The sequence below is a fragment of the Vagococcus acidifermentans genome (assembly GCF_003987655.1).
Classification (GTDB): domain Bacteria; phylum Bacillota; class Bacilli; order Lactobacillales; family Vagococcaceae; genus Vagococcus_B; species Vagococcus_B acidifermentans.
The window spans coordinates 65353-91125 of record NZ_NGKC01000007.1 but is presented as its reverse complement, the minus strand read 5'-3'; the positions used below and the strand labels follow the sequence as shown (position 1 = coordinate 91125).

General features: G+C 48.2%; 22 protein-coding genes. 18 read left to right on the top strand and 4 right to left on the bottom strand.

Annotated elements, in window-relative coordinates:
* The first annotated feature begins 12 nt into the window (after positions 1-12).
* From CBF27_RS07475 to gshAB, 6 genes are all read left to right on the top strand, one after another.
* A complete protein-coding gene (locus CBF27_RS07475) occupies positions 13-1815 on the top strand; it encodes an oligopeptide ABC transporter substrate-binding protein (protein WP_126813698.1) in 1803 nt (600 codons plus the stop codon).
* 139 nt (positions 1816-1954) lie between these two features.
* A complete protein-coding gene (gene rnc / locus CBF27_RS07470; protein WP_126813697.1) occupies positions 1955-2656 on the top strand; it encodes a ribonuclease III in 702 nt (233 codons plus the stop codon).
* 25 nt (positions 2657-2681) lie between these two features.
* Positions 2682-6263, top strand: coding sequence for a chromosome segregation protein SMC (smc, locus tag CBF27_RS07465; protein WP_126813696.1), 3582 nt, complete (start codon positions 2682-2684; stop codon positions 6261-6263).
* Between the two features lie 12 nt (positions 6264-6275).
* Complete coding sequence (locus CBF27_RS07460) at positions 6276-7088, top strand: Cof-type HAD-IIB family hydrolase (RefSeq protein ID WP_126813695.1); 813 nt, start codon at positions 6276-6278, stop codon at positions 7086-7088.
* A 21-nt stretch (positions 7089-7109) separates the two neighbouring features.
* Positions 7110-8183 (top strand): signal recognition particle-docking protein FtsY, encoded by a 1074-nt coding sequence (gene ftsY / locus CBF27_RS07455; protein ID WP_126813694.1) that lies wholly within the window; start codon positions 7110-7112, stop codon positions 8181-8183.
* A 147-nt stretch (positions 8184-8330) separates the two neighbouring features.
* On the top strand, positions 8331-10610 hold the full coding sequence (gene gshAB, locus CBF27_RS07450; RefSeq protein WP_126813693.1) for a bifunctional glutamate--cysteine ligase GshA/glutathione synthetase GshB: 2280 nt from the start codon (positions 8331-8333) through the stop codon (positions 10608-10610).
* A 44-nt stretch (positions 10611-10654) separates the two neighbouring features.
* Here gshAB and CBF27_RS07445 read toward each other — a convergent pair whose 3' ends face one another.
* Complete coding sequence (locus CBF27_RS07445; RefSeq protein WP_126813692.1) at positions 10655-11050, bottom strand: hypothetical protein; 396 nt, start codon at positions 11048-11050, stop codon at positions 10655-10657.
* Positions 11051-11064: 14 nt separating this feature from the next.
* Positions 11065-11523: a YueI family protein gene (locus tag CBF27_RS07440; RefSeq protein ID WP_126813691.1), complete on the bottom strand. Its 459-nt coding sequence runs from the start codon at positions 11521-11523 to the stop codon at positions 11065-11067.
* A gap of 177 nt (positions 11524-11700) precedes the next feature.
* On the opposite strand from CBF27_RS07440, the gene CBF27_RS07435 reads away from it, so the two are divergent.
* From CBF27_RS07435 to CBF27_RS07415, 5 genes are all read left to right on the top strand, one after another.
* Entirely contained in the window at positions 11701-12633 is a 933-nt protein-coding gene (locus CBF27_RS07435; protein WP_126813751.1) for an ABC transporter permease, read from the top strand.
* Entirely contained in the window at positions 12630-13595 is a 966-nt protein-coding gene (gene fitB / locus CBF27_RS07430) for an iron chelate uptake ABC transporter family permease subunit FitB (RefSeq protein ID WP_126813690.1), read from the top strand. The genes CBF27_RS07435 and fitB overlap by 4 nt, the downstream gene beginning before the upstream one ends.
* A gap of 2 nt (positions 13596-13597) precedes the next feature.
* Complete coding sequence (locus tag CBF27_RS07425) at positions 13598-14359, top strand: iron ABC transporter ATP-binding protein (RefSeq protein WP_126813750.1); 762 nt, start codon at positions 13598-13600, stop codon at positions 14357-14359.
* An 11-nt stretch (positions 14360-14370) separates the two neighbouring features.
* On the top strand, positions 14371-15339 hold the full coding sequence (locus CBF27_RS07420; RefSeq protein ID WP_126813689.1) for a siderophore ABC transporter substrate-binding protein: 969 nt from the start codon (positions 14371-14373) through the stop codon (positions 15337-15339).
* Positions 15340-15494: 155 nt separating this feature from the next.
* Complete coding sequence (locus tag CBF27_RS07415) at positions 15495-17555, top strand: heavy metal translocating P-type ATPase (protein WP_126813688.1); 2061 nt, start codon at positions 15495-15497, stop codon at positions 17553-17555.
* Between the two features lie 51 nt (positions 17556-17606).
* Here CBF27_RS07415 and CBF27_RS07410 read toward each other — a convergent pair whose 3' ends face one another.
* On the bottom strand, positions 17607-18902 hold the full coding sequence (locus CBF27_RS07410) for a PTS sugar transporter subunit IIC (RefSeq protein WP_126813687.1): 1296 nt from the start codon (positions 18900-18902) through the stop codon (positions 17607-17609).
* 15 nt (positions 18903-18917) lie between these two features.
* Positions 18918-19226 (bottom strand): hypothetical protein, encoded by a 309-nt coding sequence (locus CBF27_RS07405; protein WP_126813686.1) that lies wholly within the window; start codon positions 19224-19226, stop codon positions 18918-18920.
* Between the two features lie 279 nt (positions 19227-19505).
* On the opposite strand from CBF27_RS07405, the gene murQ reads away from it, so the two are divergent.
* The 7 genes from murQ to CBF27_RS07370 all read left to right on the top strand — a co-directional run bounded on the left by murQ (position 19506) and on the right by CBF27_RS07370 (position 25737).
* Positions 19506-20411, top strand: a complete 906-nt coding sequence (gene murQ, locus CBF27_RS07400; RefSeq protein WP_126813685.1) for an N-acetylmuramic acid 6-phosphate etherase — start codon at positions 19506-19508, stop codon at positions 20409-20411.
* A 1-nt stretch (position 20412) separates the two neighbouring features.
* Positions 20413-21306, top strand: coding sequence for an N-acetylglucosamine kinase (locus CBF27_RS07395; protein WP_170175041.1), 894 nt, complete (start codon positions 20413-20415; stop codon positions 21304-21306).
* Between the two features lie 2 nt (positions 21307-21308).
* A complete protein-coding gene (locus tag CBF27_RS07390; protein WP_126813683.1) occupies positions 21309-22400 on the top strand; it encodes a DUF871 domain-containing protein in 1092 nt (363 codons plus the stop codon).
* Between the two features lie 32 nt (positions 22401-22432).
* The gene (gene anmK / locus CBF27_RS07385) at positions 22433-23551 is read left to right on the top strand and encodes an anhydro-N-acetylmuramic acid kinase AnmK (RefSeq protein WP_126813682.1); all 1119 of its coding nucleotides are present in this window, start codon (positions 22433-22435) and stop codon (positions 23549-23551) included.
* A gap of 17 nt (positions 23552-23568) precedes the next feature.
* The gene (locus CBF27_RS07380; RefSeq protein WP_126813681.1) at positions 23569-24435 is read left to right on the top strand and encodes a MurR/RpiR family transcriptional regulator; all 867 of its coding nucleotides are present in this window, start codon (positions 23569-23571) and stop codon (positions 24433-24435) included.
* 100 nt (positions 24436-24535) lie between these two features.
* On the top strand, positions 24536-25129 hold the full coding sequence (locus CBF27_RS07375) for a GNAT family N-acetyltransferase (RefSeq protein WP_126813680.1): 594 nt from the start codon (positions 24536-24538) through the stop codon (positions 25127-25129).
* On the top strand, positions 25129-25737 hold the full coding sequence (locus CBF27_RS07370; protein WP_126813749.1) for a DUF1054 family protein: 609 nt from the start codon (positions 25129-25131) through the stop codon (positions 25735-25737). Before CBF27_RS07375 ends, CBF27_RS07370 begins: the two co-directional genes overlap by 1 nt.
* The last annotated feature ends 36 nt before the right edge of the window (positions 25738-25773 follow it).

The window sequence follows — 25773 nt, the reverse complement described above, 5'->3', positions numbered from 1 at the left end:
GGGGGAAAAGAAATGAAGAAAAGAAAATTGATTGGTCTGGCGACAATGGGAGTGATTGCCTCATTGACGCTAGCTGCATGCGGTGGCGGCGGCGGGAAAAAGGAAAAAGGCGGCTCTGGCAATGGTGAAACAGAGACAGCCGACATCTCCAAATTCCCGATTAAAACCACTAACGAAGATGAAGCAATCGAAGGCGGTACACTGGAAGCTGCCATGGCAATGGATACGACATTCCAAGGACTGTTTGACCCGGCGTTCAACGAGGATGCTTACGACAGCCGTTTTATGGAAGTGTCGCATGAAACGTTGTTTGGCTTTGATGAGCACTTTATGATTGACGACAGTGGTGTTGCCACATTCAAGCTGGACAGAGAAGCTAAAAAAGGTACGATCCAGCTTGTGAAGGATGCCAAGTGGTCGGACGGCCAGCCGGTCGTAGCTGAAGACATTATCCAGCCGTACTTGATTATTGGTCATAAAGACTATGCAGGTGTCCGTTACGGCGCACAATTTGAGAACATCGTCGGAATGACTGAGTATCACGAAGGCAAGACAGAAGACGTTGCCGGAATCAAGAAAATCGACGACAAGACAGTGGAAATCGAATTTAAGGAAGTCAACCCAGGTCTTGAAATGGCTGACGGCGACGGCGGTATCTGGCAGTTTGCAATGCCTGCGCACATCTTCAAAGATCTGCCGGTCAAAGACATGGAGTCCAGCGACCCTGTCCGTAAAAACATTGTGACTTTCGGTCCTTACAAGATGAGCAAGATTGTCCGCGGCGAAGCAGTGGAGTATACACCGAACGAGTATTACTACCAAGGCAAACCGAAACTGGACAAGATTATCATCCGTCAAACGCCGACAGATTCCATCGTTGAAGCAATGAAATCGAAAAAATACGACATGATTATTTCCATGCCGACAGACAACTACTCTGCTTATAAAGATATCGAGGGCTATGAACTGTTGGGCCGCGGCGAGTTGGCGTACACATATATCGGCTTTAAACTTGGTAAATGGGACACTAAAGCAAAACGTGTTGCGTACGACCCTGAATCCAAGATGGCTAACAAATCCCTGCGTCAGGCAATGGCCTATGCAATCGACAACAAAGCAATCGGCGATAAATTCTACAATGGCTTGAGAACAGCTGCCAACACATTGGTGCCGCCAGTACTGGGCGACTTCCACGCAGAAGAAGTTAAAGGCTATGTTGACCAAGATGTCGACAAAGCCAATAAATTGCTGGACGAAGCCGGCTACAAAGACACAGACGGCGACGGACTGCGCGAAGACCCGAACGGTGAGAAACTGGAAATTAAATTTGCTTCAATGTCCGGCGGTGAAGTGGCACAGCCAATGGCCGAGTACTACATGGACCAGTGGAAAGAAATCGGACTGGATGTGAAACTGACGACTGGCCGTTTGATTGATTTCCAATCCTTCTATGACAAGTTGAAGAACGATGACCCTGAAATCGATATTTACCAAGCAGCATGGAGTATCAGTGTCAACCCGTCACAAGTAGCACTGTTCGGCCCGATTGCCTCCTTCAACTACACACGTTTTGAAGACGACAAGAACACTGAACTGCTGGAAGCAATGGACTCTGAGGAAGCCTTCGACACAGAACGCCGTATCGAAATCTTCCACGAGTGGCAAGAGTATGCAGCAGAAGAAGCATTTGCGATTCCGACATTGTACCGGAATGAGCTGCTGCCTGTCAGCGCACGCGTGAAGAACTTTGACTGGAACCATGCACCAAACGGTAGATTCTGGTACCCAGTTGAACTGACTGCAGAAGAACGTTAAGCATTTTTTAAAAGTATGTAGTTAAAAATCGGACTCTCTAATTTTTAGAGAATCCGATTTTTATTTAATGTTTCAAAAACAGATGAAAAACAAGTATAATAGGATGTGTGCGAAAAAATACGGGAAGGAATGCGGTTAGATGAAAGAAGAACTGTTAAACCTGTTGAAAAAAAATTATCAAATCGTTTTTAATGATATCACCCTGCTGGAGCAGGCCTTTACCCATTCATCCTATGTGAATGAGCATCGCCACTTGGAACTGACAGACAATGAGCGGCTGGAATTTTTAGGTGATGCCGTGTTGGAATTATTGATATCGCAATATCTGTACGCTAATTTTACGGACCTGCCGGAGGGCAAGCTGACCAAATTGCGGGCAACCATTGTCTGCGAGGAAAGTTTGGCTAAATTTGCCAGAGAGTGCGGGTTTGATAAATACGTGCGTTTAGGCAAAGGCGAGGAAAATTCCAACGGCAGAAACCGCCCGTCTTTGTTGTGCGATTTGTTCGAGGCTTTTTTGGGCGCATTGTATCTGGACCAGGGGTTCGACAGCACTAAGGCATTCGTCGAACAAGTCATGGTGCCTAAAATAGAAGCAGGTGCTTTTTCACATGAGATGGATCATAAAACCACGTTGCAGGAAATGCTGCAGCGCAACGGCGACGTCACAATCGACTACCAGCTGGTCAACGAGGAAGGCCCGGCCCATGAGCGGGTATTTTACGTGGAAGTTGTGGCGCACGGCCAAATTCTGGGCACAGGCGCCGGCAAATCAAAAAAAGCGGCGGAACAGCGTGCGGCGGAAGTAGCGCTGATTAATCTGGCCAAAAAGGGCAAATGACAATGCGAAAGGAATTCTGCCAGTCATGTATTTAAAGAGAATTGAACTATCAGGATTCAAATCATTCGCCGACCGGACGGTGATTGAATTTGATGACGGCTTGACAGCGGTTGTCGGCCCCAACGGCAGCGGCAAGAGCAACATCACTGAAGCGATCCGCTGGGTGCTGGGCGAACAGTCAGCGAAAAGCCTGCGGGGCGGCAAAATGCCGGACGTTATCTTTTCCGGTTCAGCTGCGCGCAAACCGTTGAATATTGCAGAAGTGACGCTGGTGCTGAACAATGAGTCACATTTTTTGCCGCTGGATTTCAGCGAAGTCAGTGTCACCAGACGGCTGAACCGCAACGGCGACAGCGACTTTTTTATTAATAAGCAAAGCTGCCGGCTGAAAGATATCGTCGACTTGTTTACGGACTCAGGGCTGGGAAAAGAATCGTTTTCGATTATTTCTCAAGGGAAAGTCGAGAGTATTTTTAACAGCAAACCGGAAGACCGCCGGGGGATTTTTGAAGAGGCCGCCGGTGTTTTGAAATATAAACAGCGGAAACACAAGGCCGAACAGAAACTTTTTGAAACGGAAGACAACCTCAACCGTGTGCAGGATATCATTTACGAGCTGGAAAGCCAGCTTGATCCGCTGTCACGGCAGAGCGAGCAGGCTAAGAAGTATATGATGCTGAAAGAAAAGCTGACGGAAATCGATGTCGGTGTCACGGTGGCTGAAGTGGATGCGGCCAGAGCTCAATGGGAAACGACCAAAGAAACGCTTGCCGGGCTGAATCAGTCCATCGGCGTTTCCAAAACGCAGATCGCCTCTTTTGAAGCGGAACTGGACATGCTGAGGAGTCGGCGGGCGTCGCTGAATGCCGAGCTGGATGACCAGCAGCGGCAGTTGCTGCAGGCGACAGAAGCGTATGAACAGGCGGAAGGCAAGCGTAACGTCTTGACGGAGCGCTCCAAACATACGGCGGAGAATGTGCAGGGGTATCAGCAGACGATTGCCGAGGCGGGCGAGCAGCTGACGGCTGTTCAAGGCGAGCTGACGCAACTTATTGAAACAATCGATGGAAAAAATACTGAAAAAATCCATCTTCAAAAGCAAGTGTCCGAATTGGAAAAACAGCTGGCACGTGTCAGCAAGTCTGCCAAAGAGCAGCTGGAAGAAATGCGCAGCGAGTATGTTGACGTCATGCAGCAGCAGGCGAATGCCAATAATGATTTGAAGCACTTGGAGAAAGAATACCAGCAAATGGTCCAGCGTAATGACAAGGACATTTCGCGTTACGACCAGTTGAGCGCAAGGGAAGAGGAACTGCTTGCCGAGCAGCAGCAGCTGACGGAAACGAAGGACCAAAAAAACCAAGAGCTGGCCGACTGCCGCGGACAATACCAGGACAAGCAGCAGCATCTGGCAAGGTTGAAACAGGAAGCCGGATTTACGGAAAAGCAGATGTACGAGGCGCTGGGAATACTCCAGCAGGCGCGCGCACGCCAGCACAGTTATCGGGAACTTCAGGAAAACTACGCCGGTTTTTATCAGGGCGTGCGCTCGGTGCTGACGCAACGTCAAGAACTGGGCGGCATTGTCGGGGCAGTGGCTGAGCTGATGCAAGTGCCGAAAGAGCTGGCACTTGCCATTGAAACCGCATTGGGCGGTGCCGCACAGCATATCGTAACAGAAGATGAAGCAAGCGCACGTCGGGCGATTGCCTATTTGAAGCGGCAGCGTCTGGGGCGCGCGACATTTTTGCCGCTGACAACGATCAAACCGAGAAAACTGCCTCAATCTGTGATGCAGCAGCTGGCAGGCTGTGACGGGTTTCTCGGCGTGGCGAGCGAGCAGGTGACTTTTCCCGGGCAGGTGGCGCAAATCATGGAAAATCTGCTGGGTGTCACGCTGCTGGCGCAGAATTTGGATACTGCCAATCAGATAGCCCGCCAAGTGTCGTTCCGTTACCGGGTCGTGTCGCTTGAAGGCGACTTGATTCATCCGGGCGGTTCGATGACCGGCGGTGCGACGAAAAAGAGCGGTCAAGGCAATTTGTTCATGCAGGCCAATGAGCTGGAAGAGTTGACGAAGCAGATTGCCAAGATGGAACGGGCATATCAGCAGAAAGAAGTGGCTGTAAACGGGCTGAAAGAGGCTGTTCAGAAAACCGATGTCCTGCTGGAGGAGCTGCGCCGCCAAGGGGAAACGGCTAAAGAAGCTGAGCAGGAGCTGTCCCATCAGCTGACACGCATTGCCTCGGAGCTGGAACAGGTCGTGAAGGAAAAGCAGGCCTCGGATTACGAAAAGCGTGAATTGACCCGTTTCTTGGATGCGTATCATCAGCAAAAAGGGGAACTGACAGCGTTACAGGCTGCGTTACAAGAGCGCCGGGAACAACTTGATGCGGCGATGAGCCGGACGGACGAGACTGAAGCAGAAAATGCCGCCCGCAAAGAAGCGATACAGGGACAGCTGGCTGATGCGAACGCGCAGGTCGCTGTTCTCAGCGAGCAAATCGGCCAGCTGACGACCCGCCGAGACGAGAAAGAGCAGCAGTTGGCTGATATTGAAAACCAGCGGCGGCTGGCAGAGGAACAGCTGACGTTGCTGACAACCAATCAAACGACGGTCGTCGAATCCCGGGAGATGCTTGAACAGCAGATGCGTCAGTTCAGTGCCGCCAAACAGCAAGTGGATGAGCACATTCTGCAAGTGAAAGCCTCCCGTGAGGAGACGCAGGAACGGATTTCAGAGATGGACCAGCTCCTGATGACGGAAAATAAAACCCAGCAGGAGCTGATGGACCGCAGGACACAGGCGGAAGTCGTCAAGAACCGGATGGAAGTGACGATTGACAATGGCTTGACTTATTTGCAGGAGGAGTACAGCTTGACCTTTGAAGCCGGACAGCACTTATACCCGCTGACGGTGGCGATAGATGACGGCAAGGCGACTGTCCGTCAGTTGAAAAAGAGCATCGGCCAGCTGGGACCGGTCAATACGAATGCGATTGAGCAATACGAACAAGTCAAGGAACGGTACGACTTTTTGATGACACAGCGGGATGATCTGGTGGCGGCAAAGGGTGAATTGTTTGATACAATGAGCGAGATGGACAGCATCGTGGCTGAACGATTTGCCAGTATGTTTCAAGCCATCCGCGCAGAATTCCGGCAAGTGTTTCCGAACATGTTCGGCGGCGGTCATGCGGATTTGCAGCTGACAGATGAAGCTGACCTGCTGAATACCGGGATAGAGATTGTGGCGCAGCCGCCGGGGAAAAAACTGCAAAGTCTGAGTCTGCTTTCAGGTGGCGAACGGGCGCTGACAGCTATTGCACTGCTGTTCTCCATCATTCAGGTCAGCCCGGTGCCTTTCTGTGTGCTGGACGAGGTCGAAGCGGCACTGGACGATGCCAATGTCGTCCGTTTCGGGAAATATTTGAGTGAATTTGAAAAGGACACGCAGTTTATTGTGATTACGCACCGTAAAGGGACGATGGAAGCGTCAGATGTGCTGTACGGTGTAACGATGCAGGAATCCGGTGTATCGAAGATTGTGTCGGTGCATTTGGAAGATATCAATGAGCGCGGCGATTTTCAGGTAGCGCAAAGTTAACAGGAGGAAGCAATGATAAAATTAGTAGCCATTGATTTGGACGGGACGCTATTGACAGATGACAAAACAATCAGCAAGCGGAACAAAGATGTGCTGCAGGTTGCCAAACAGCAAGGGACTAAAGTCGTGATTTGCACGGGCCGGCCTTTAAAGGCGATTCTTCATTATTTGGAACGTTTGGAACTGATGGCGCCGGGTGATTACAGCATCACGTTTAACGGCGGGTTGATCCAGAAAAATGATAACGGCGAGCAGCTGTCCGCCATATCGCTGGGGCTGCCGGCTGTTCATGAAGTGGCAGAGGTCATGCAGGAGTTGGTACTGCCTCTGGATGTCATCCGTGATGACACAGTGTATCACATCGAAACCACTCAGGGCATGTACCGGTCCATCTATCAGGAGCTGAACAGTCTGCTGCGATTTGAAACGCGCCGCCTGACTGATTTTCCGCCGGAGACGGAGTTCAACAAAATGGTGGTCGCCATTGAAGCCGCCTATCTGGACACGAAAATCCCGCTGATACCTGCGTCCATGCAGACGTCTTACGCCATCATGAAATCCCGCGACTGCTTGCTGGAAATCATGCCGAAGAATGTTACAAAGGCCAACGGCATTGCCCGGCTGGCTGAGCATCTGGGGATTCATCAAAGTGAAGTCATGGCAATCGGCGATGAAGAAAATGATTTGTCAATGATTGAATATGCCGGCTTCGGCGTGGCAATGGCCAACGGTACCCAGATTGTCAAAGAGGCGGCGAAGTTCGTCACGGACACGAACGAGCGCGACGGGGTAGCCAAAGCCATCGAGCGGTTTGTGCTTAATTAAAGAAAGTGTGGTGATTTTCCAATGGGATTGTTCGATAAATTTAAAAAAGTGTTCTCAGGTGAGACGAAAAATGAAACGGAGCCGGTCGATGAGCTGACGGAAGCTGTCGCTGATGAGGAAGATACGGCGGCCGAAGCGGAGCAGGCATTTGTCGAAACGGCAAAAAAATATGACAAAGGACTGGAAAAATCCCGTAAAACATTCGGTCAGCGGATGAACGAATTGTTTGCGGCATTCCGTACGGTGGACGATGAATTTTTTGAAGAACTGGAAGAAACACTGATCGGCGCAGATGTGGGCTTTGAAACATCGATTCGCATTTCTGAAGAATTGCAGAAAGAAGTCAAGCTGCGCAATGCCAAGAAGAAGTCTGACGTGCAAAATGCCATCATCGAAAAGCTGGTGGCAATCTACGAAGAAGAAGGCGAGGGCGAAAACAACGCCGTCAATCTGCAGACGGACGGTCCGACGATTATCCTGTTTGTAGGTGTCAACGGGGTCGGTAAAACGACGAGTATCGGCAAGCTTGCCCACCGCTACCGGATGCAGGGGAAAAAAGTATTGCTGGCCGCAGCGGATACGTTCCGGGCCGGGGCTATCGACCAGCTGGTTGTCTGGGGTGAGCGGGCCGGTGTGGAAGTCGTGCGCCATAACGCCGGCAGCGACCCGGCGACTGTGGTCTTTGATGCGGTCGCAAAAACGAAGAATGAAGGCTACGATGTGCTGCTTGTGGATACAGCGGGACGCCTGCAAAATAAAGTGAACTTGATGAAAGAGCTTGAAAAGATGAAGCGGGTCATTGAAAAGGAATACCCCGGCGCGCCGCATGAAGTCCTGCTTGTCGTTGACGCTACAACGGGGCAAAATGCGATGGTGCAGGCGAAGCAGTTCAAAGAAACCACGAACGTGACCGGGTTGGTTCTTTCCAAACTGGACGGGACAGCAAAAGGCGGTATCGTTCTGGCGATTCGCAATGAACTTCATTTGCCGGTCAAACTGGTGGGGCTTGGCGAAGGCATCGAAGATTTGGAAGACTTTGATTCAAACCAATTCATTTACGGTTTGTTTAAAGATTTGGTTTCAGAGGAAGAATAGAGGCAAACACGGTATATGCACAATGTGCATTACCGTGTTTTTTTTGAGGGCGCGGCGGTATTTGCCAAAACGGATGACTATTCTAAATCAAGTGTAAATGCTATAATGAAAAAAGCGAACAAATCATACAGAAGTTGAGGAAATAGAATGAAACAATTACAAGAACTCCTAGTCAATGAAAAAGTGCGGAAGTTGTTTCAAGGCATGCGTATCGGGATTGAAAAGGAAAGTCAGCGGGTCACTTTGGACGGTTGTCTTGCAGAAACACCGCATCCCGCAGCGCTCGGCAGCCGCGATTATCACCCGTACATTCAAACAGACTTCAGTGAAACGCAAGTCGAAATGATTACACCGGTTTTTGAAACGATTGACGATACCATGAAATTTCTGTCTGCTCTCCATGAAGTCGTGCTGCGCTCGATGCCTGAGAAGGAGATGTTCTGGCCGCTCAGTATGCCGCCAGTACTTCCTGAACAGGAGAAAGACATCATCATTGCCAGATTGTCCGACCAAGGGGACGTGAATTACCGGCGCTATTTGGCAAAAGTATACGGCAAACGGAAACAGATGGTCAGCGGTATTCATTATAATTTTGAATTTTCCCCGGAATTTCTGGCTAACTTGTTTGAGATTCAAACCGAGTTTTCCACCATCAAAGAGATGAAGACAAACATTTACCTGCAAGTCTCGCGGAAGTATTTGCGCTACCGCTGGCTGATAACCTATTTGTTCGGCGCTGCGCCATACGCGGAAGCCGGGTATTTCGATGCGACTCACGCCAGACCGGAAGAGCCGGTGCGAAGTATCCGCAACAGCGAATACGGCTACACGAACCGTGATGATGTCGTCGTGTCCTACGCTTCTATCCGCGACTACATTCAGGATATCGAAAATCTGGTCGAATCAGGCAAGTTGATTGAGGCCAAAGAATTTTATTCGCCGATTCGTCTCAGAGGCGGCTCGCATTTTGAAGATGTGGAGACAAATGGTGTGAACTATGTGGAATTGCGTAATATTGATTTGCACCCGTTTGTACCCTACGGGACGGACAAAGACACGTTGCAGTTCATCCATCTTTTTATTATGGCAATGCTCTGGCAGCCGGAAAGCGACGTGCCTGCCGACGAACTGCTGGCACAGGGGACGGAAATCAACAATCGTGTCGCACTGGAGCATCCGCTGACGAAAACGAAGTGGTATGATGAGGGCATGATGCTTCTGGACGGCATGTTGGAGATGGCAGAAGCCATCGGCCTGCCGCAGTCTGATGTGGCGCTGATTTTATCTGCCAAAGAAGCACTGGAGCAGCCGGAAAAAACACTGGCGGGGCAAATGGTGCTAAAAGGTCGGAACGGTCTGTCCAATCAGGAATTGGCGATATGTCTCGGCAAAAAGTATCACGACAAAGCACACGCCAAGCCGTATCAACTGGCCGGCTACCGTCACATGGAGCTGTCTACGCAGATTTTCATGTTTGATGTGCTGCAAAAAGGTGTCCGGCTGGAAGTGTTGGACGAAACCGACCAGTTCTTGAAACTAAAACACGGGAATAGAATTGAGTATGTCAAAAATGCCAATATGACGAGCTTGGATTCCTATATCGTGCCATTAATCATGGAGAATAAAACGGTCACGAAAAAAATCTTGGCCAAAGCCGGCTTCCGTGTGCCGAAGGGCAGCGAGTTTTCGTCTTTGGATGAGGCTGTCGCTGCGTATGACTATTTTCGTGAGGACGCTATCGTTGTCAAGCCGAAGTCCACGAATTACGGTATCGGCATCACGATTTTCAAAGACGGCGCTACGAAGGAAGATTACATCGAAGCGTTAGGAATTGCTTTTTCGGAAGACGACAGTGTGCTGGTTGAAGAATTTATGCCGGGGACAGAGTATCGTTTCTTCGTGTTGGATGGTGAGACGAAAGCTATCATGAAACGCATCCCGGCCAATGTCAAAGGCGACGGCGAACGCACCATCGCAGAGCTTGTGGCAGAGAAGAATACCGACCCGCTGCGCGGCACCCATCACCGTTCGCCGCTTGAGCAGATACAACTGGGGGATATCGAACAGCTGATGCTGAAAGAGCAGGGCTACACAGTGGACAGTGTGCCGGCTTGGGATGAGATTGTTTATTTGCGGGAAAATTCAAACGTCAGCACCGGCGGAGATTCGATTAATATTACAGAAGGCATCCACGCCAGCTATAAAACGATCGCTGAGCAGGCAGTCACGGCTTTGGGTGCTAAAATCTGCGGCATTGACCTGATTATCCCTGACGCTGGTGTTCCGAGCGATACTGGAAGCAACACCTACGGCATCATCGAGGCTAACTTCAACCCGGCGATGCACATGCACATCTACCCGTTTGCAGGCGAAAGCCGGCGGTTGACGACAGATGTGTTGAAGACGTTGTATCCTGAACTGTATTAAAGAAAAGGAAAAAGATCTCACCCCGAGTGAGATCTTTTTTTGGTTTAACCCATATCGATTGTCTGTTTTGTCCGGTTGACTTTCAATCCGGTTTTTTGTTCCCACCAGAGATTCAAGTCCTCTTCGTAGCTGGAAGGGAAAACTTTCAACAACTCCAGCAGATTCTCACCTTTGAAATCACAGTCGCTGTAACTCATTTTCAAGTTCTGTTTGAGTTCAGCCAGCAGATTGTAATATTGGAAAGCCGCAAAATACAAATCTTCTTCATTGTCGGAAATCAGGGCATCGGGTACTCTTTCCAGCATGAAACTGAAACTTTTAATGACAAACAGCAAGCCGTCCTGGCAAGCGTCGTCTGCCCGTTCAACTACTTTTAAAAAAACGATATGTTCTCTTAGAGCTTGTGCCAGCTCTTTTTTTATTTCCGAGCTTGTTGCCATATCAACCACTCCTTCTAAAAAAATATCCTGCTCCAAAATGATTTCTTTTTTGGTGTTTCCTGGGTGTCTGCTGGCGGAGGAGAAACAGACGGCGAAGCAGCTTGTTCAGGAACAGTAATGTTTTTGACATCCACGGCAGTATCCGCTGCATAAACGGCGCCCATCGTTTCTTGGTTAGAGGCGTCTGTGTCCAGCACACGGAACATCGTGCCGGCTTCCGTGGCGATGGCAATCAAGCTGTCCTGTGCCGTTTGTTGAATATTGGCATTAATCAGCAAGATGTGACCGGAATGGGTCTGCATCGTTTTTTTCAGGTATGCTTTGTGTCGTTGTTCCTGTGTCTCAGGAATCGTCAGCGCCAGGATGACCCGCTCGCGAAATGTGCCGAGATACTTTTGCTGTTCTTCAGGTTTGAGTTTTGGTGTACCGTACATGCCTTTGTCCAGATGTTGCTGAACAGAGTTTTTTTCCATAAATGCTCCTCCCGCTTGCAGATATGTTACTTAATTATATCACAAACTGCTGGTCAGCATTTGCTTTTTCGGGGAAATAAAAAAAAGATTGCTTTTTTGTGATTTATTGGTTAAACTTAACGTGATAATGATAATCGTTATCAATGAGAAGGATGTGTTCGATTGAAACAAACATATATGTCATTTACCTTTCTTTTTTTGGCCGTTTTTTCCTTATTTGTCGGTGTTCACAGTATTCCAATCCAAGATATCGGCCGTTTGACGGAGCTGCAGCAGACCGTGTTGTGGGGCGTTCGTGTGCCGCGTACCATCAGCCTGATTATCGCCGGCGCAACCACGAGTGTGTGCGGGCTGATTATGCAGCATTTGACGCAAAATAAATTTGTCTCCCCAACGACTGCGGGAACGTCTGACAGTGCGCGTCTGGGAATGGTTGTGGTGATGCTGTTTATGCCGAACAGCTCGATTTTTATGCGGTCATTGGTAGCATTTATTTTTGCGTTCATCGGGACCATGCTTTTTATTCAGCTGATTCGCTTTCTGCCGCAAAAGAATCAGGTCACAGTGCCGCTGATTGGTGTCATGTTCGGCAATGTTATCGGGTCGGTTGTGACATTTTTTGCGTACCAGTTTCAGTTGATTCAAAATATCTCATCTTGGCTGCAGGGAAATTTTTCCACAGTTGTGCGCGGCGACTATGAGTTGATTTATGTGACGGTTCCTCTGTTTATCGTGACGTACGTGTATGCCTACCGGTTTACTATCGCGGGTCTTGGGGAGGACTTGGCGACCACTGTGGGGCTTAATTACCGGCGCACGCAGCTGATTGGTTTGGGGATTGTTGCTCTGGCCAGCAGTGTCATTTTAGTCACCATCGGCAACTTGCCGTTTTTGGGGATTGTCGTGCCGAACATCGTGGCGTTGTTTTACGGTGACCAAATCAAACAAACGTTGTGGCTGACGGCATTGTCAGGCAGTATTTTTTTGCTGGCGTGTGACATTTTGTCCCGGGTGCTGATTAAACCGTACGAAATTCCGGTCAGTCTGATTGTCGGCGTATTGGGCAGCATCCTCTTTGTTTATCTTCTGGCAAGGGGGGCACGGACATGAGAGCCAAGCACTTATCTCCTGCCGGCAAAATCGTATTGCTGCTGCTCATGAATGCGGCGGTCATACTGTTATTCCTGACATTTCAGACTTACGGGAACTGGGAGTTTGCGCTGGAACTGAGAGGTCGTAAAATTCTTGCATTTATGCTGGTCGGTGCCGCCACCAGCTTTTCAACGATTACGTTCCAGACGGTGAGTCACAATCATTTCCTGACACCCAGCATCCTCGGGTTTGATTCGCTGTATGTGTTGATTCAGACACTGCTGTTTTTCTCGTTGGGGACAGCACCGGAAGCAATCACATCAGCCAGTCCGCTATTGTTTTTCAGCAATGTGGTTGTGATGGTTGCGCTGAGTATGCTGTTGTTCATGCTGCTGATGCGCGGTGAGAGGCAGGATTTGTATTTGCTGTTGATGATCGGCATGGTGTTGGGCACCTTGTTCAACAGTGCCAGCACCTTTTTGCAAGTTGTCATGGACCCTAACGAATACGATAAACTGCAAGGCAGGCTGTTCGCAAGTTTTGGAAATGTCAATGTGTCGCTGCTGTTTGTTTCGTTTCTGCTGTTGGGCATGGTGGCCGTCGGTTTGTGGCGGCTGGCTGCGAAGCTGGATGTGCTGCATCTCGGCTATGACCAGGCTGTCAATCTCGGCATCAATGTCCGCCGGCTCAGGGTACTGCTGTTTTTCCTGATCAGCCTCGGTGTGGCAGTTTCAACGGCTCTGGTCGGGCCGGTAACGTTTCTCGGTTTTATCGTTGCCAATCTGACCTATCAATATATGGGCACATTCCGGCACCGGCAGCTTTTTTTGGCAGGCGGTCTGATCAGTGTGTTTCTGTTGATTTTCGGGCAATTTCTGGTGGAGCAGGTGTTTCACCTGAATACAACATTAAGTATAGTGATTGAATTTGTCGGCGGTGTGTATTTTATCGGCAAACTGCTGCGAGAAAGGAGAGGCTGATGCTGATGGATGTCAAAGAAGTATCAAAAAAATACGGTGAGAAACAAGTGGTGACACATGTTGACCTCCGATTAAAAAAGGGGAAGTTGACAGCTTTCATTGGACCTAACGGCGCAGGCAAAAGTACTCTGCTGTCAATGATGAGCCGTTTGATACCCAAAGACAGCGGCGGGATTTATCTTGACGGCACAGAAGTCAAAGCCTGGCACACGAACGACCTTTCCAAGCGGTTGTCGATTTTGAAACAAGCGAATACGGTTCAGCTGAAATTGACTGTGAGGGAGCTGGTCGCTTTTGGCCGCTTTCCTCACAGCAAGGGCCGTTTGACGTCAGCAGACCAGCACCAAATCGACAAGGTCTTGAGCTATCTGGGATTGTCGTCTCTGCAAAATGAATACATCAATACGCTGTCGGGCGGTCAGCTGCAGCGGGCATATATTGCTATGGTATTGGCACAGGACACAGAGTATATTTTTTTGGACGAACCGTTGAATAATCTGGACATGAATCATGCGGTCCAGTTGATGAAGACGATGGTCAGGCTGGTGTCGGAGTTTGACAAGACGATTGTGATTGTTCTCCATGACATAAATTTTGCTGCGAGTTATGCGGATGAAATTGTTGCGATGAAAGACGGGCAGATTTTTGCCCAGGGGCCGACTGAGGATATCATAACCAAAGAAGTTCTAGATGAATTGTATGAAATGAATCTTCGTATTTGCGAATTGGACGGTAAACGTTTTTGTTTATATTTTAATGAATAGGGGACAGATACATGAAAAAAAAGATGATTGGATTTTTAACGATTCTAGCAATGGGCAGCCTGTTTCTGGCAGGATGTTCAACTAACGGTAAAGAGACGGCAACCAGCACAAGCAGTTCAGAGGCTGCCGGCAAGGAAAAACAGGAGTTGGCAGTAAAAGACAGTGAAGGCCATGATGTCACTGTACCTGTCAATCCGAAAAATGTCGTGGTATTTGATATGGGGGTTTTGGATACATTAAAGGCACTGGGCAAAGACAAGGCTGTCACGGCGGTACCGACAGAATCTCTGCCGGCCTATTTGGAAAGCTACGGCAATCTTGAATCTGCCGGCGGCATAAAGGAACCGGATTTAGAAAAAATCAATGCGCTGCAGCCTGAGCTGATTATTATTTCCGGACGTCAAAGCGATGCCAAAGCGGATTTGGAAAAAATTGCGCCGACGCTGTATTTATCCGCTATGACGGATGATATGTGGGGTTCCACTAAAACAAATGTCCAAACACTGGCACGTATTTTTGATGCGGAGAAAGAAGCACAGGCAAAACTTGACGAGCTGGAGACGCAAATTTCCGATTTGAAGAAAAAAGCTGATGCAAGTGATGCTAAAGCACTCATCACGCTGGTCAATGAAGGGTCGTTGTCGGCTTATGGTCACGGGTCGCGTTTCGGTCTGATTCACGATACTTTTGGCGTGAAAGAAGCGGACGACCAGATTGAAGTGTCGACGCACGGACAAGAAGTTTCGTATGAATATGTACTGGAAAAGAATCCGGATATTTTGTTTGTCGTTGACCGGACGAAAGCCATCGGCGGCGATGACAGCAAAAACAATGTGGCTGAAAATGAATTAGTCAAACAGACTAATGCAGGTAAAAACAATCAGGTCATCACACTGACACCGGATGTCTGGTACCTTTCCGGCGGCGGACTGGAATCGACTGAGCTGATGATTAAAGACGTAGCAAAGGCATTTGACTAACGATAGACTGATACGGGAAAACGGGAAACTGTTTTCCCGTTTTTTTTAGCAACAGACCAGCAGGCTGGCAGGCCGTCCATAATATTACCAATTTCAAATTTGTTGCCGTAAAATAGAGGTACAACAAATAAATTTGGTATTGGAGAGTGATAATTATGACTGAACATCATCATGGCCATGAACATGGTGCTCACACACAGCACATGCAGATGCATGACGACGGGCATCAGCCGCACGAACATTCGATGCATATGGGACATATGGGAAATTTAAAGCAGAAATTTATTATTTCTTGCTTGTTGGGGATACCTATTATCATCTTATCGCCGATGATGGGATTATCGCTTCCTTTTCAATTCACGTTTGAAGGCTCCGATTATCTTGTGCTGATATTGGCAACCGTTTTGTTTTTCTACGGCGGCATGCCGTTTTTGCAAGGTGCTAAGATGGAACTGCAGCAGAAAAGTCCGGCGATGATGACGCTGATTTCTTTGGGGATTTCTGTGTCCTACGTGTACAGCTTGTATGCGTTTGTCAACAATCATTTCTTCCATGCCAGCGCGCACGTGATGGACTTTTTCTGGGAGCTCGCCACTTTGATTTTGATTATGCTGCTTGGCCACTGGATTGAAATGAATGCAGTCAGTAATGCGGGCGATGCGCTAAAAAAGATGGCGCAGCTTTTGCCGGGTGAAGCCACGGTGATAGATGAAGAAGGACGGACGAAAGAAGTGCCGCTCACGGACGTGCAAATCGGTACAAAACTGCTGGTCAAAGCCGGCGGAAAAATACCGGCCGACGGTGTCATCGTTTCCGGTCAGACAAATGTGAACGAAGCCATGATAACTGGCGAGGCGAAAGACGTGTTTAAATCTGTGAACGACAGTGTTTTCGGCGGGTCGGTCAACGGGTCCGGCACTATTACCATCAAAGTGACGGGGACGGGCGAGTCGGGGTATCTGTCCCAAGTGATGGCTTTGGTCAAACAGGCGCAGTCTGAAAAATCCCGTATCGAAAGTTTGTCGGACAGAGTTGCAAAATGGCTGTTTTATGTGGCCTTGTTTGTCGGTTTGCTGGCATTTGCGGTCTGGCTGGCAGTCAGCGGAGACGTGTCTGTTGCACTGGAGCGGCTGGTTACAGTACTGGTCATTGCGTGTCCCCATGCGTTGGGGTTAGCGATTCCGCTGGTTGTCGCCCGTTCAACATCGCTGGGCGCCAAGAATGGTCTGCTGATTAAAAAGCGGCAAGTGCTTGAAGTTGCCAAAACAGTCGATGTGGTGATGATGGACAAAACCGGTACATTGACAGAAGGGAACTTCTCGGTCAATGAGGTGACGTCTTTGGCAAGCGAGTGGACAGACCACGGCGTTCTGGCGTGGCTGGCGGCCCTGGAAAAAAATTCAAATCATCCGCTTGCCAAGGGGATCGTTCAAGCGGCGGAAAAACTGGAGCTGGCCATCCCGCAGGCTGCAGATGTGCAAAACATTGCAGGAGTAGGACTCGTGGGAATGGTGGACGGCGCAACAGTCCGCGTGACGAGTGCCGGTTATTTGGATGAGCATCAGCTGCCCTATGACAAAGCCTTGTTCACCGAATTATCGCGCCGGGGCAATACGGTCAGCTTTTTAACCCGGGATGATCAAGTGCTCGGGCTGGTTGCTCAAGGCGATCAAATCAAATATGAAGCAAAAGACATGATTGCTGTCCTGAAAAATCAAGGCATCCAACCTGTTATGTTGACTGGCGATAACGATCAGGTTGCACATCTTGTTGCAGAAAAGCTGGGCATTTCGCAAGTCCACAGCAGACTGCTGCCTGAGGACAAAGAAACAATAATCAAAAATTATCAGGCAGATGGCCACATTGTCATGATGGTCGGTGACGGTGTCAATGATGCGCCGAGTCTGGCCAGAGCGGATGTGGGTGTGGCGATCGGTGCCGGCACTGATGTCGCAGTGGACTCGGCCGATGTGGTATTGGTGAAAAGTGACCCGGCTGATATCATCCATTTATTGTCGCTTGCGAAAAATACTTCACGCAAAATGATTCAGAATTTATGGTGGGGAGCAGGCTACAATATCATCGCCATCCCGCTGGCTGCCGGCGTGTTGGCAAAGGCCGGCCTCATATTGAGCCCGGCAGTGGGAGCGGTCTTGATGTCTTTAAGTACCGTGATAGTGGCTGTCAATGCCATGCTGCTGCGGATAAATGAATAAAAAAAAGACTGTCGCACGAGTTGCGCAGTCTTTTTTAGATAAATCTAGTTGCTATGCTTGCACTTCGCCCCGTTCTTTGGCAAGTTCATTGTTGTCGTACATTTTTACGAATGGGTAGTAGCAGACAATCGACACGATAATCAGCACGACATTCAGCACTGCGGCACGCCAGTCACCGCCGGTTGCCAGAAAGGCGCCAATCGGTCCAGGCAATGTCCATGGTGCTGTAACAGTCACAGCATTAACTAAACCGGCTTTTGTCACAAACCAAGCAATTGTCGCACAAATCATCGGTGTCAGTACGAATGGTACCATCAATATCGGGTTCAATACAATCGGTACACCGAAAATAACCGGCTCATTGATATTGAAAATCGATGGTGTCAAGACGGCTTTCCCTAATTTTGAGCCGTATTTTGATTTAGCTGTAAAGGCCAATAGAATAGCCAAACCGATTGTACAACCGGAACCGCCAATCCAGATGAACCACTGATAAAATGGTTCTGCACCAATACTTGGCAATGCCTCGCCGGCGGCAAGAGCCGATGTGTTGCCTTCAAGCAGCTGCAGCCATAATGGGCGGGCAATTGAGCCGATAATTGAAACGCCGTGGATTCCGAATGACCAGAAGAATGTAATCAGGAAAATCAACAGCAGGACACTCGGCAGTGTATCGGCAGCGTGTACCAATGGTCCCACGACTTTTGCAATAGCAGAATGCCAGTCGAAACCAAGGAAATAAGTAATAGTAGAAATACCAAGAATAACAATCAGTGTTGGTGTTAGTGATTCAAATGACCGTGCAACAGCTGGCGGTACTTGTTCAGGCATGGTAATTTTAAATTTTGATTTGTCCGTCAGACGGTAGATTTCAATAGCTAAAATCGATACAATGATTCCGACAAACATGCCGCCTCCGCCCAAGTTTGCCATTGGCAGAACAAATCCGGCTGTGCCTGCTGCTTCAGCTGCTTCTGGCGGGATGTTAACAGGTATAAATGTCAGAAGGAATGCAATTGTTGCCAGGATACCACCTGAAATAACATCCAGTCCATAAGATTTTGCCAAACTGGCGCCGATGCCGAATGTTGCATACAGCGACATGATATACATCGTCATCCGGTAAGGCAATAAAATCGTTGCGGCATTTTCGGTAAGAAACTGGGAGATTCCCCAGCTTGCCGGCAGCGGCGGGAATGCGACAATCAGGAAAAACGACCCGATAATAATTAACGGCAGTGTGGCGATAATTCCGTCACGTATGGCTCTTAAGTGACGCTGGTTTGCCAATTTGTTCATTGGACCAGCCATTTTTTGTTCAATGAAGTTAGTGAATTTTTCTAACATGATGACACTCCTTTTTTAAAAAATAATTCCTTTAAACAACCAAATGTATGCAAGTGCTGTTAATACGACAAAAGAACAGATAGTGGTAATCCAAAAGCGTTTGCAAAATCCGGATTTAGTTTCGATAAAAAACATACTGTATCCCAAGCTTAATGAAAAACACAATGGTAAGAAGAAAAGAATGGCTAGTGTAAACTTAAGATTTAGGATGTAGAATAAGTAAGGCAATGCAACTCCGCCGACTAAGCCGGATAAAAATAGCAGAAAAGCACTCTTAATAGAAAACTTCGGGATAACGGTTTCTCCTTCATTTTTAAACCCCAATCAATTTCACCTCCTGTTGTTGAAAGTAGAACTGGATAACACAATAATCTTTTGGCATGATGTTTCCATAACTCAAGTATACACTCAAAGAAATATATTTCAACACATTTTTGTAAAAAAAGAAATTAAATTTCCTTTTTGATTTAAATGTTACTTATTTTTTATAAAAAGATTGAAATAAAATTACGCAAGTGATATGATAATGCTAATCAACATGGATTGAATTACCGTTTAGTATGACGTGGTTTTTTTCATAGAACATGATAAGGAGTGGAAAATATGTTAGAGTCACTGACAACGGAAAAGCGTAATCAGCGGACGATGAATCTGGACATGCTGTCAATTGAAGACGCCGTCAGTTTAATGAACAGTGAAGATGCGAACGTGATCGATGCTGTTAGCAAAGAGACTGATGCAATCGTTCAATTAATCACACATGTGGCAAACAGACTAAAAAAAGGGGGACGCCTTTTCTATATCGGTGCGGGTACGAGCGGCCGCTTAGGCGTGCTGGATGCAGCTGAATGTGTTCCGACATTCAGCACTGACCCGGAACTTGTCCAAGGTTTGATTGCCGGCGGAGAAGAAGCCATGACACTGGCTGTCGAGGGAGCGGAAGATTCTTTGACTTTAGCTGAAGAAGATTTAAAAGCGAGAGGGTTAACAGCGGCAGATTTCGTGCTGGGCTTGAGTGCCAGCGGCCGGACACCGTATGTAATCGGCGGTTTGAAGTACGCTGCTTCGGTTGGAGCTGCTACAGGGGCTGTATCGTGCAACAAGCAAGCTGAAATGAGCACGTTTGCCGATTTTCCTGTTGAAGTGTCATGCGGCCCGGAAGTGTTGACCGGTTCGACCCGCTTAAAAGCCGGTACGGCACAGAAGCTGGTGTTAAACATGGTTTCAACCATCACAATGGTGCAGTTGGGGAAAGTTTTCCAAAACTTGATGGTCGATGTGAAACCGACCAATAAAAAATTAGTTGAGCGTGCGAAAAATATCATCATGGCAGCAACCGGTGCCACTGCAGATGATGCTGCATTTTATTTTGAGGATTCGGACCGTCAAGTAAAATTGGCTATCGTGCGTTTGTTAACAGGGACATCAAAAGAAGACGCCAACATACTTTTGGCTAAAAATGCCGGGTTCGTGCGAAAAGCCATGACAGATTCGTTAGGAGCTGAATGATGTGACGTATGTGGTTGGAGTTGATTGCGGCGGGACGTCAACTGAAGCCGCTGCCTACACTCTTTCCGGGCACCTGCTCGTTATGGAAAAGACAGGTCCCGGTAATGTGATTATCGGTTATGATGCTGCTGTACGACATATTAAAGAGGCCCTTGGCAAGATTTTCGACCGGCTCGACCCGTCAGCGTGCCAGCTGATAACACTGGGCGTGGCTGGCATTGACAGCAGCGGACTACGGGCTAAACTGTCAGCAGAGTTGGCCGGTTTTCCTCCTGAAAAAATCTTATTGAGCGATGCCCAACTGGCTTATTATTCTGTTTTGCAGGGTGAAGCGGGAATCTTGCTGATATCAGGTACCGGCTCCATTGCTGTTGCCAAAGATGCTGAAGGAAACTGGCAGCGTGCGGGGGGCTGGGGGCACTTGTTTGGCGACGAGGGCAGTGCTTATGACATCGCGGCTGCTGGTATCAAATCGTGTTTGAAAGAATACGATGAGGGCAAGAAAGCGGGATTGCTCACTCAGCAAATTTTGGCTTACTTTCAGGCGGTTGATGTATTTGACTTGTTGAAAAAAAGCTATCAACTGGATAAAAGCCGGCTGGCGGCATTATCCAAGGTGATTGCAGCATCCGCTGACACCGATCCGCAGGCTGCTGAGATATTGCAGGCTGCCGGCAAGAAGCTGGCGCGACCAGTCATCAACTTGCAAAATAGAGTATACGCCGGGCAAATGGGACTACGTTTGGGGTTGAACGGCAGCGTTCTTGAAAAAAATCTGATTGTCAGAGAGAGTTTGGTTGGGTGCTTGACAGAAGAGCACTTCGATGTGACGGTGCTGAACAAGGAAACGTCATGCGCCAAGGCAGCATATTATATTTACCATGAAAGGATGTAACCATGAGAAAATTAGGTGTATCAATTTATCCGAATCATAGTTCGTTGGAGGAAATCAAACAATATTTGAGTTTAGCGGCAAAATACGGTTTTACCCGTGTGTTCACCTGTCTGCTTTCCGTTGGTGACGACAAAGAAACACTGTTAAAAGAATTTAAGGAAAGTATTTTGCATGCCAGATCATTAGGGATGGAAGTCATTGCGGATGTGAGCCCGCGTATATTTGATGAAATCGGCATCAGTTACAAAGACTTGACTTTTTTTGAGGAAATCGGAACGAACGGTATCAGACTTGATATGGGTTATACTGGAAATGAAGAGTCAATCATGACGTTTAATCCTCAACATCTCGCCATCGAGCTGAATATCAGCAATGGTACGCGTTATTTGGAAAATATTTTAAGTTACAAAGCCAACCGAAGCAAGCTGCTCGGCTGTCACAACTTTTATCCTCACCGATACAGCGGTTTGAGCTACACTCATTTTGTCAATACGACAACTGTTTATAAAGAACACGGCATACGTACAGCCGCCTTTGTTAATTCGCCGACAGCCACAATCGGGCCGTGGCCGGTGGAGGAAGGGCTGTGCACATTGGAAATTCACCGCAACTGGCCGATAACGACACAAGCCAAGCATTTATGGGCAACAGACTTGATTGACGATGTCATTATTGCCAATGCGTTTGCTTCGGAAGAGGAACTGCGTGCATTAGGCGAATTAGACCCTTACAAGTTGACGTTTGATGTGGTGGTGCATCCGGAGACACCGGAAACAGAACGGCGCATTATGTTTGATGAGTTTCATTTCAACCGGGGCGATGTCTCTGATTACTTGGTCCGTTCCACGCAAAGCCGAGTTAAATACAAAGGCCATGAATTTGTGCCGTTTCACACTGCCGATATGGAAACAGGCGATGTGATTATCGACACATCGCTATATGCGCATTATGCGGGAGAATTGCAGATTGCCAAGCGCCCGATGGAAAATTCAGGTAAATCCAATGTGGTCGGAACGATTACCGCATCCGACAAAATTTTGCTGGATTATTTGGAGCCGTGGCAGAAGTTTGCTTTGAAAGAAGTGCATGGTTAAAGACGGATTTTTGATGAAAGGCAGGGACATGTATGACTTATGCAATAGGACTGATGTCGGGCACTTCACTGGATGGGATAGACGCTGCCCTTGTTAAAATCAACTCATTGACAGATTATGAATTAACAGCGTTTCAAAGCTATCCGTTCAGTCAGGACATTAAGGAAAAGATTGTTCGCTGTCTATCGGAGGAAACATCCAGTGTATCCGAGATTTGCAGTTTGAACTTTGAATTGGCGCAATTGTTCGGCAAAGCTGTCACCGACCTTTGCCGAGATAATCAGCTGGATAGTCAAGACTTGGTTTTTGTGGCTTCCCATGGTCAAACACTCTATCATTTACCGGTTGGCGGCAACGGCTTAGTCGCTTCCACTCTGCAAATCGGCGAGTCCAGTTTGATTGCAGAACTGGCGAAGACAACTGTGATTTCAGATTTTCGGTGCCGCGATATGGCTGTCGGTGGTCAGGGCGCACCAATAGTTCCTTTTTCGGAGTATATTTTGTATAATGATGACAGAGTCAACCGGATACTGCAGAATATCGGCGGTATTTCTAATGCGACAGTGATTCCGCGGCAAGCTGATTTTGATGATATAACGGCATTTGACACAGGACCAGGCAACATGATCATCGATGAACTATGTCGTCATTTTTTTCAGACGGAATTTGATCAAGACGGGCAGCTGGCTTCCCAAGGGACTGTTGACCACGATGTTTTGTCAGGACTGATGCGGCACCCTTATTTCCAGAAAAAGCCGCCGAAAACTACTGGTCGTGAAGATTTCGGCAAACAGTTCGTCATGCAGCTTCTTGCAAAGTATCAACTGTCGCCGTTGGACTGGATTGCCACAGCGACGATGTTTACAGCTAAATCGATTGCTGTATCGCTGATGCCGTACATTCAAGGCAGAACAGAAGTGATTATCGGCGGCGGCGGCAGTTACAACAAGACGATGCGGCGTATGCTGCAAGAGCTTTTGCCTGATGCGGTTGTGCTGACTCAGGAAGACCTGGGCCATTCGTCGGAAGCTAAAGAGGCTGTGGCGATGGTCGTTTTAGGAAATCACACGTATCATCATTTGCCAAGTAATGTGCCGAGTGCCACAGGTGCAAACAGACAAGTCATACTCGGCAAGGTAACTTATTATTAGAAAAGGGGATTGTTTGAATGTACACCAGCAGACATGTCAGCCATCTGATTGAAAGTATTTATGACGATTTGCCGAAATCAGAAAGAAAAATCGCCCGCTTTTTATTGGAAAATCCGGAAGCAGTGATTCAAATGACGGCTAGTGAATTAGCCAAATCGTCGGAAACCAGTCCGGCATCGGTCATCCGTTTTTGCAGGTCGGTAGGGATTCCCAGTTTTACGGAATTGAAACTGCAATTGTCAGCGGAAAGAACGCTGCCGGAAACACCGGCTTATTCGGATATTTCGCCTGATGAAAGCGTGTCGGAAATTAAAAGCAAGTTGCTGAGCAATGCTTATTTATCAATGAAGGAGACGTTGCATCTCATCTCGGATGACACAATTGACCGCGCTGTATCGCTTATTAAGGCAGCTCCTCTGATTTACACATTTGGCATCGGCTCGTCCTGTCTGGTTGCAGAAAATATCGCCCAAAAATGGAATCGCATTGGCAAAATCAGTATATGTGTCAGCGACGTGCATCAGCTGATCGCCGGTTTGTCTTCTGCACCGCCGGAGACCGTGTTTATCGGCATTTCCAATTCAGGTGAAACGGCGGAAGTGCTGTCGCTTGTAAGTGTTGCTCAAGAAAACGGCTTGAAGACCATGGGCATCACACAGTTTTCCCCTAATACTCTTAGCAAAAAAGTCGACTTGGTGCTGCAGACAGTCAGGTCCAAAGAGGCTGAAATCAGAAGTGCGGCTACCAGCTCGCTGATGACTCAGTTCATGACAGTGGACACGCTGTTTTATGCGTATGTCATCAGTGACTACGATACTCACTTGGATGCGATCCAGAAATCCAGGGAAGCGGTTGATCAGTACAAAAACAAATCCAAAAAATAAAGGCTTGCAGTCTGTGTCAGAAATAATGGCGCAGACTTTTTTATAGCCCACCTTATACGGTATAATACCGTTATAACTATAAGGGAGGTGCCGTAGGATCATGAAAGTAAACCGGCTGCTGATTTTAGCAGAGAATCAATTTCTGGAAACCGACCGGCTGATATTGCGCCCGGTGGTATTAGCAGATGCAGCGGATATGTACGAGTATGCCTCGGATGAAGAAACGACGCGTTACGTGTTTCCAAGACATGTATCACTTGCTATAACGCGTGCGGTGATTGCCGATTATTTTATGAGCAAGCCGTTGGGGAAATATGCTGTCGTTTTAAAAGAAACAGGCAAAATGATTGGGACGACGGAACTCAAACATGCCGAACAGCCGACTGCCGAACTAGGCTATGCCCTCAACAAAGCGTATTGGGGGCAGGGGATTGCGGCAGAGGCCGCCTCTGCGCTTGTGGCTCTGTCGTTTGATAAGCTGGGGATGATTCGCGTAGCCGCATTGCATGATGTCAGAAATCCCAATTCCGGGCGTGTTATGGAGAAAATCGGCATGACGCGGGAAGGCATATTGAAAAATTACCTGTTGCACGATGGACAGCCGCTGGACATGTGCCTTTACAGTATAACGCAAGAAGGGTATCATAAACGACGAGTAGATCACAACATGCTGCGGGAGGAAATGAACGGATGATGTTTACGGAAGAAAGTTTTGCTGTGTTTGATATTGAAGGGCTGGATGCGCGGATGGCTGCGATACGGGCGGAGATACAGCCGGTGTTTCAGCAGCTGGATGAGTATTTTGTCTCAGAGCTGCGCCCGCTGGTCGGACACGTATTGCCGATACATATTGCCCAGCACAGACGGCGTACCGCACACGCGCCGGATTTCACATGGAGTGCGATGGGCGGTGACAACCGGGGCTATAAAAAGTACCCGCATTTTCAGTTGGGTATCACTGCCGGGTATTGTGTCATGTGGCTGTCATTTATCGACAATCCGCTGAATGAACAAAAAATGGCTGATGCTTTTTTAGCTGACAGTGCGGTGTTTCAGCAGCTGCCGTCTGACTTTGTGATAAATCTGGACCACACCAGAAACACTTACGAACCATTAACAGAGGAAGGCTTGGCAAAAGGGCTGAAGCGCTGGCGCGACGTGAAAAAAGGCGAGTTCCAGATAGGGCGGGTGCTGACACGGGAAGAATTGGTCAAACTGACGCCGGCTGAGGCGCGGCAGTATATGCTGGAAACTTATGTACAATTAGTGCCGCTGTATCAATTGGCGATGTCTGTCAAATAATAAAAAAAAGTTGTCCCGAACCAGCGGGACAACTTT

Bases quoted from the DNA above. Each gene is read 5' to 3' on its own strand.
- CBF27_RS07475 (WP_126813698.1), top strand. From the start codon at position 13: ATGAAGAAAAGAAAATTGATTGGTCTGGCGACAATGGGAGTGATTGCC.
- rnc (WP_126813697.1), top strand. From the start codon at position 1,955: ATGAAAGAAGAACTGTTAAACCTGTTGAAAAAAAATTATCAAATCGTT.
- smc (WP_126813696.1), top strand. From the start codon at position 2,682: ATGTATTTAAAGAGAATTGAACTATCAGGATTCAAATCATTCGCCGAC.
- CBF27_RS07460 (WP_126813695.1), top strand. From the start codon at position 6,276: ATGATAAAATTAGTAGCCATTGATTTGGACGGGACGCTATTGACAGAT.
- ftsY (WP_126813694.1), top strand. From the start codon at position 7,110: ATGGGATTGTTCGATAAATTTAAAAAAGTGTTCTCAGGTGAGACGAAA.
- gshAB (WP_126813693.1), top strand. From the start codon at position 8,331: ATGAAACAATTACAAGAACTCCTAGTCAATGAAAAAGTGCGGAAGTTG.
- CBF27_RS07445 (WP_126813692.1), bottom strand. From the start codon at position 11,050: ATGGCAACAAGCTCGGAAATAAAAAAAGAGCTGGCACAAGCTCTAAGA.
- CBF27_RS07440 (WP_126813691.1), bottom strand. From the start codon at position 11,523: ATGGAAAAAAACTCTGTTCAGCAACATCTGGACAAAGGCATGTACGGT.
- CBF27_RS07435 (WP_126813751.1), top strand. From the start codon at position 11,701: ATGTCATTTACCTTTCTTTTTTTGGCCGTTTTTTCCTTATTTGTCGGT.
- fitB (WP_126813690.1), top strand. From the start codon at position 12,630: ATGAGAGCCAAGCACTTATCTCCTGCCGGCAAAATCGTATTGCTGCTG.
- CBF27_RS07420 (WP_126813689.1), top strand. From the start codon at position 14,371: ATGAAAAAAAAGATGATTGGATTTTTAACGATTCTAGCAATGGGCAGC.
- CBF27_RS07415 (WP_126813688.1), top strand. From the start codon at position 15,495: ATGACTGAACATCATCATGGCCATGAACATGGTGCTCACACACAGCAC.
- CBF27_RS07410 (WP_126813687.1), bottom strand. From the start codon at position 18,902: ATGTTAGAAAAATTCACTAACTTCATTGAACAAAAAATGGCTGGTCCA.
- murQ (WP_126813685.1), top strand. From the start codon at position 19,506: ATGTTAGAGTCACTGACAACGGAAAAGCGTAATCAGCGGACGATGAAT.
- CBF27_RS07390 (WP_126813683.1), top strand. From the start codon at position 21,309: ATGAGAAAATTAGGTGTATCAATTTATCCGAATCATAGTTCGTTGGAG.
- anmK (WP_126813682.1), top strand. From the start codon at position 22,433: ATGACTTATGCAATAGGACTGATGTCGGGCACTTCACTGGATGGGATA.
- CBF27_RS07380 (WP_126813681.1), top strand. From the start codon at position 23,569: ATGTACACCAGCAGACATGTCAGCCATCTGATTGAAAGTATTTATGAC.
- CBF27_RS07375 (WP_126813680.1), top strand. From the start codon at position 24,536: ATGAAAGTAAACCGGCTGCTGATTTTAGCAGAGAATCAATTTCTGGAA.
- CBF27_RS07370 (WP_126813749.1), top strand. From the start codon at position 25,129: ATGTTTACGGAAGAAAGTTTTGCTGTGTTTGATATTGAAGGGCTGGAT.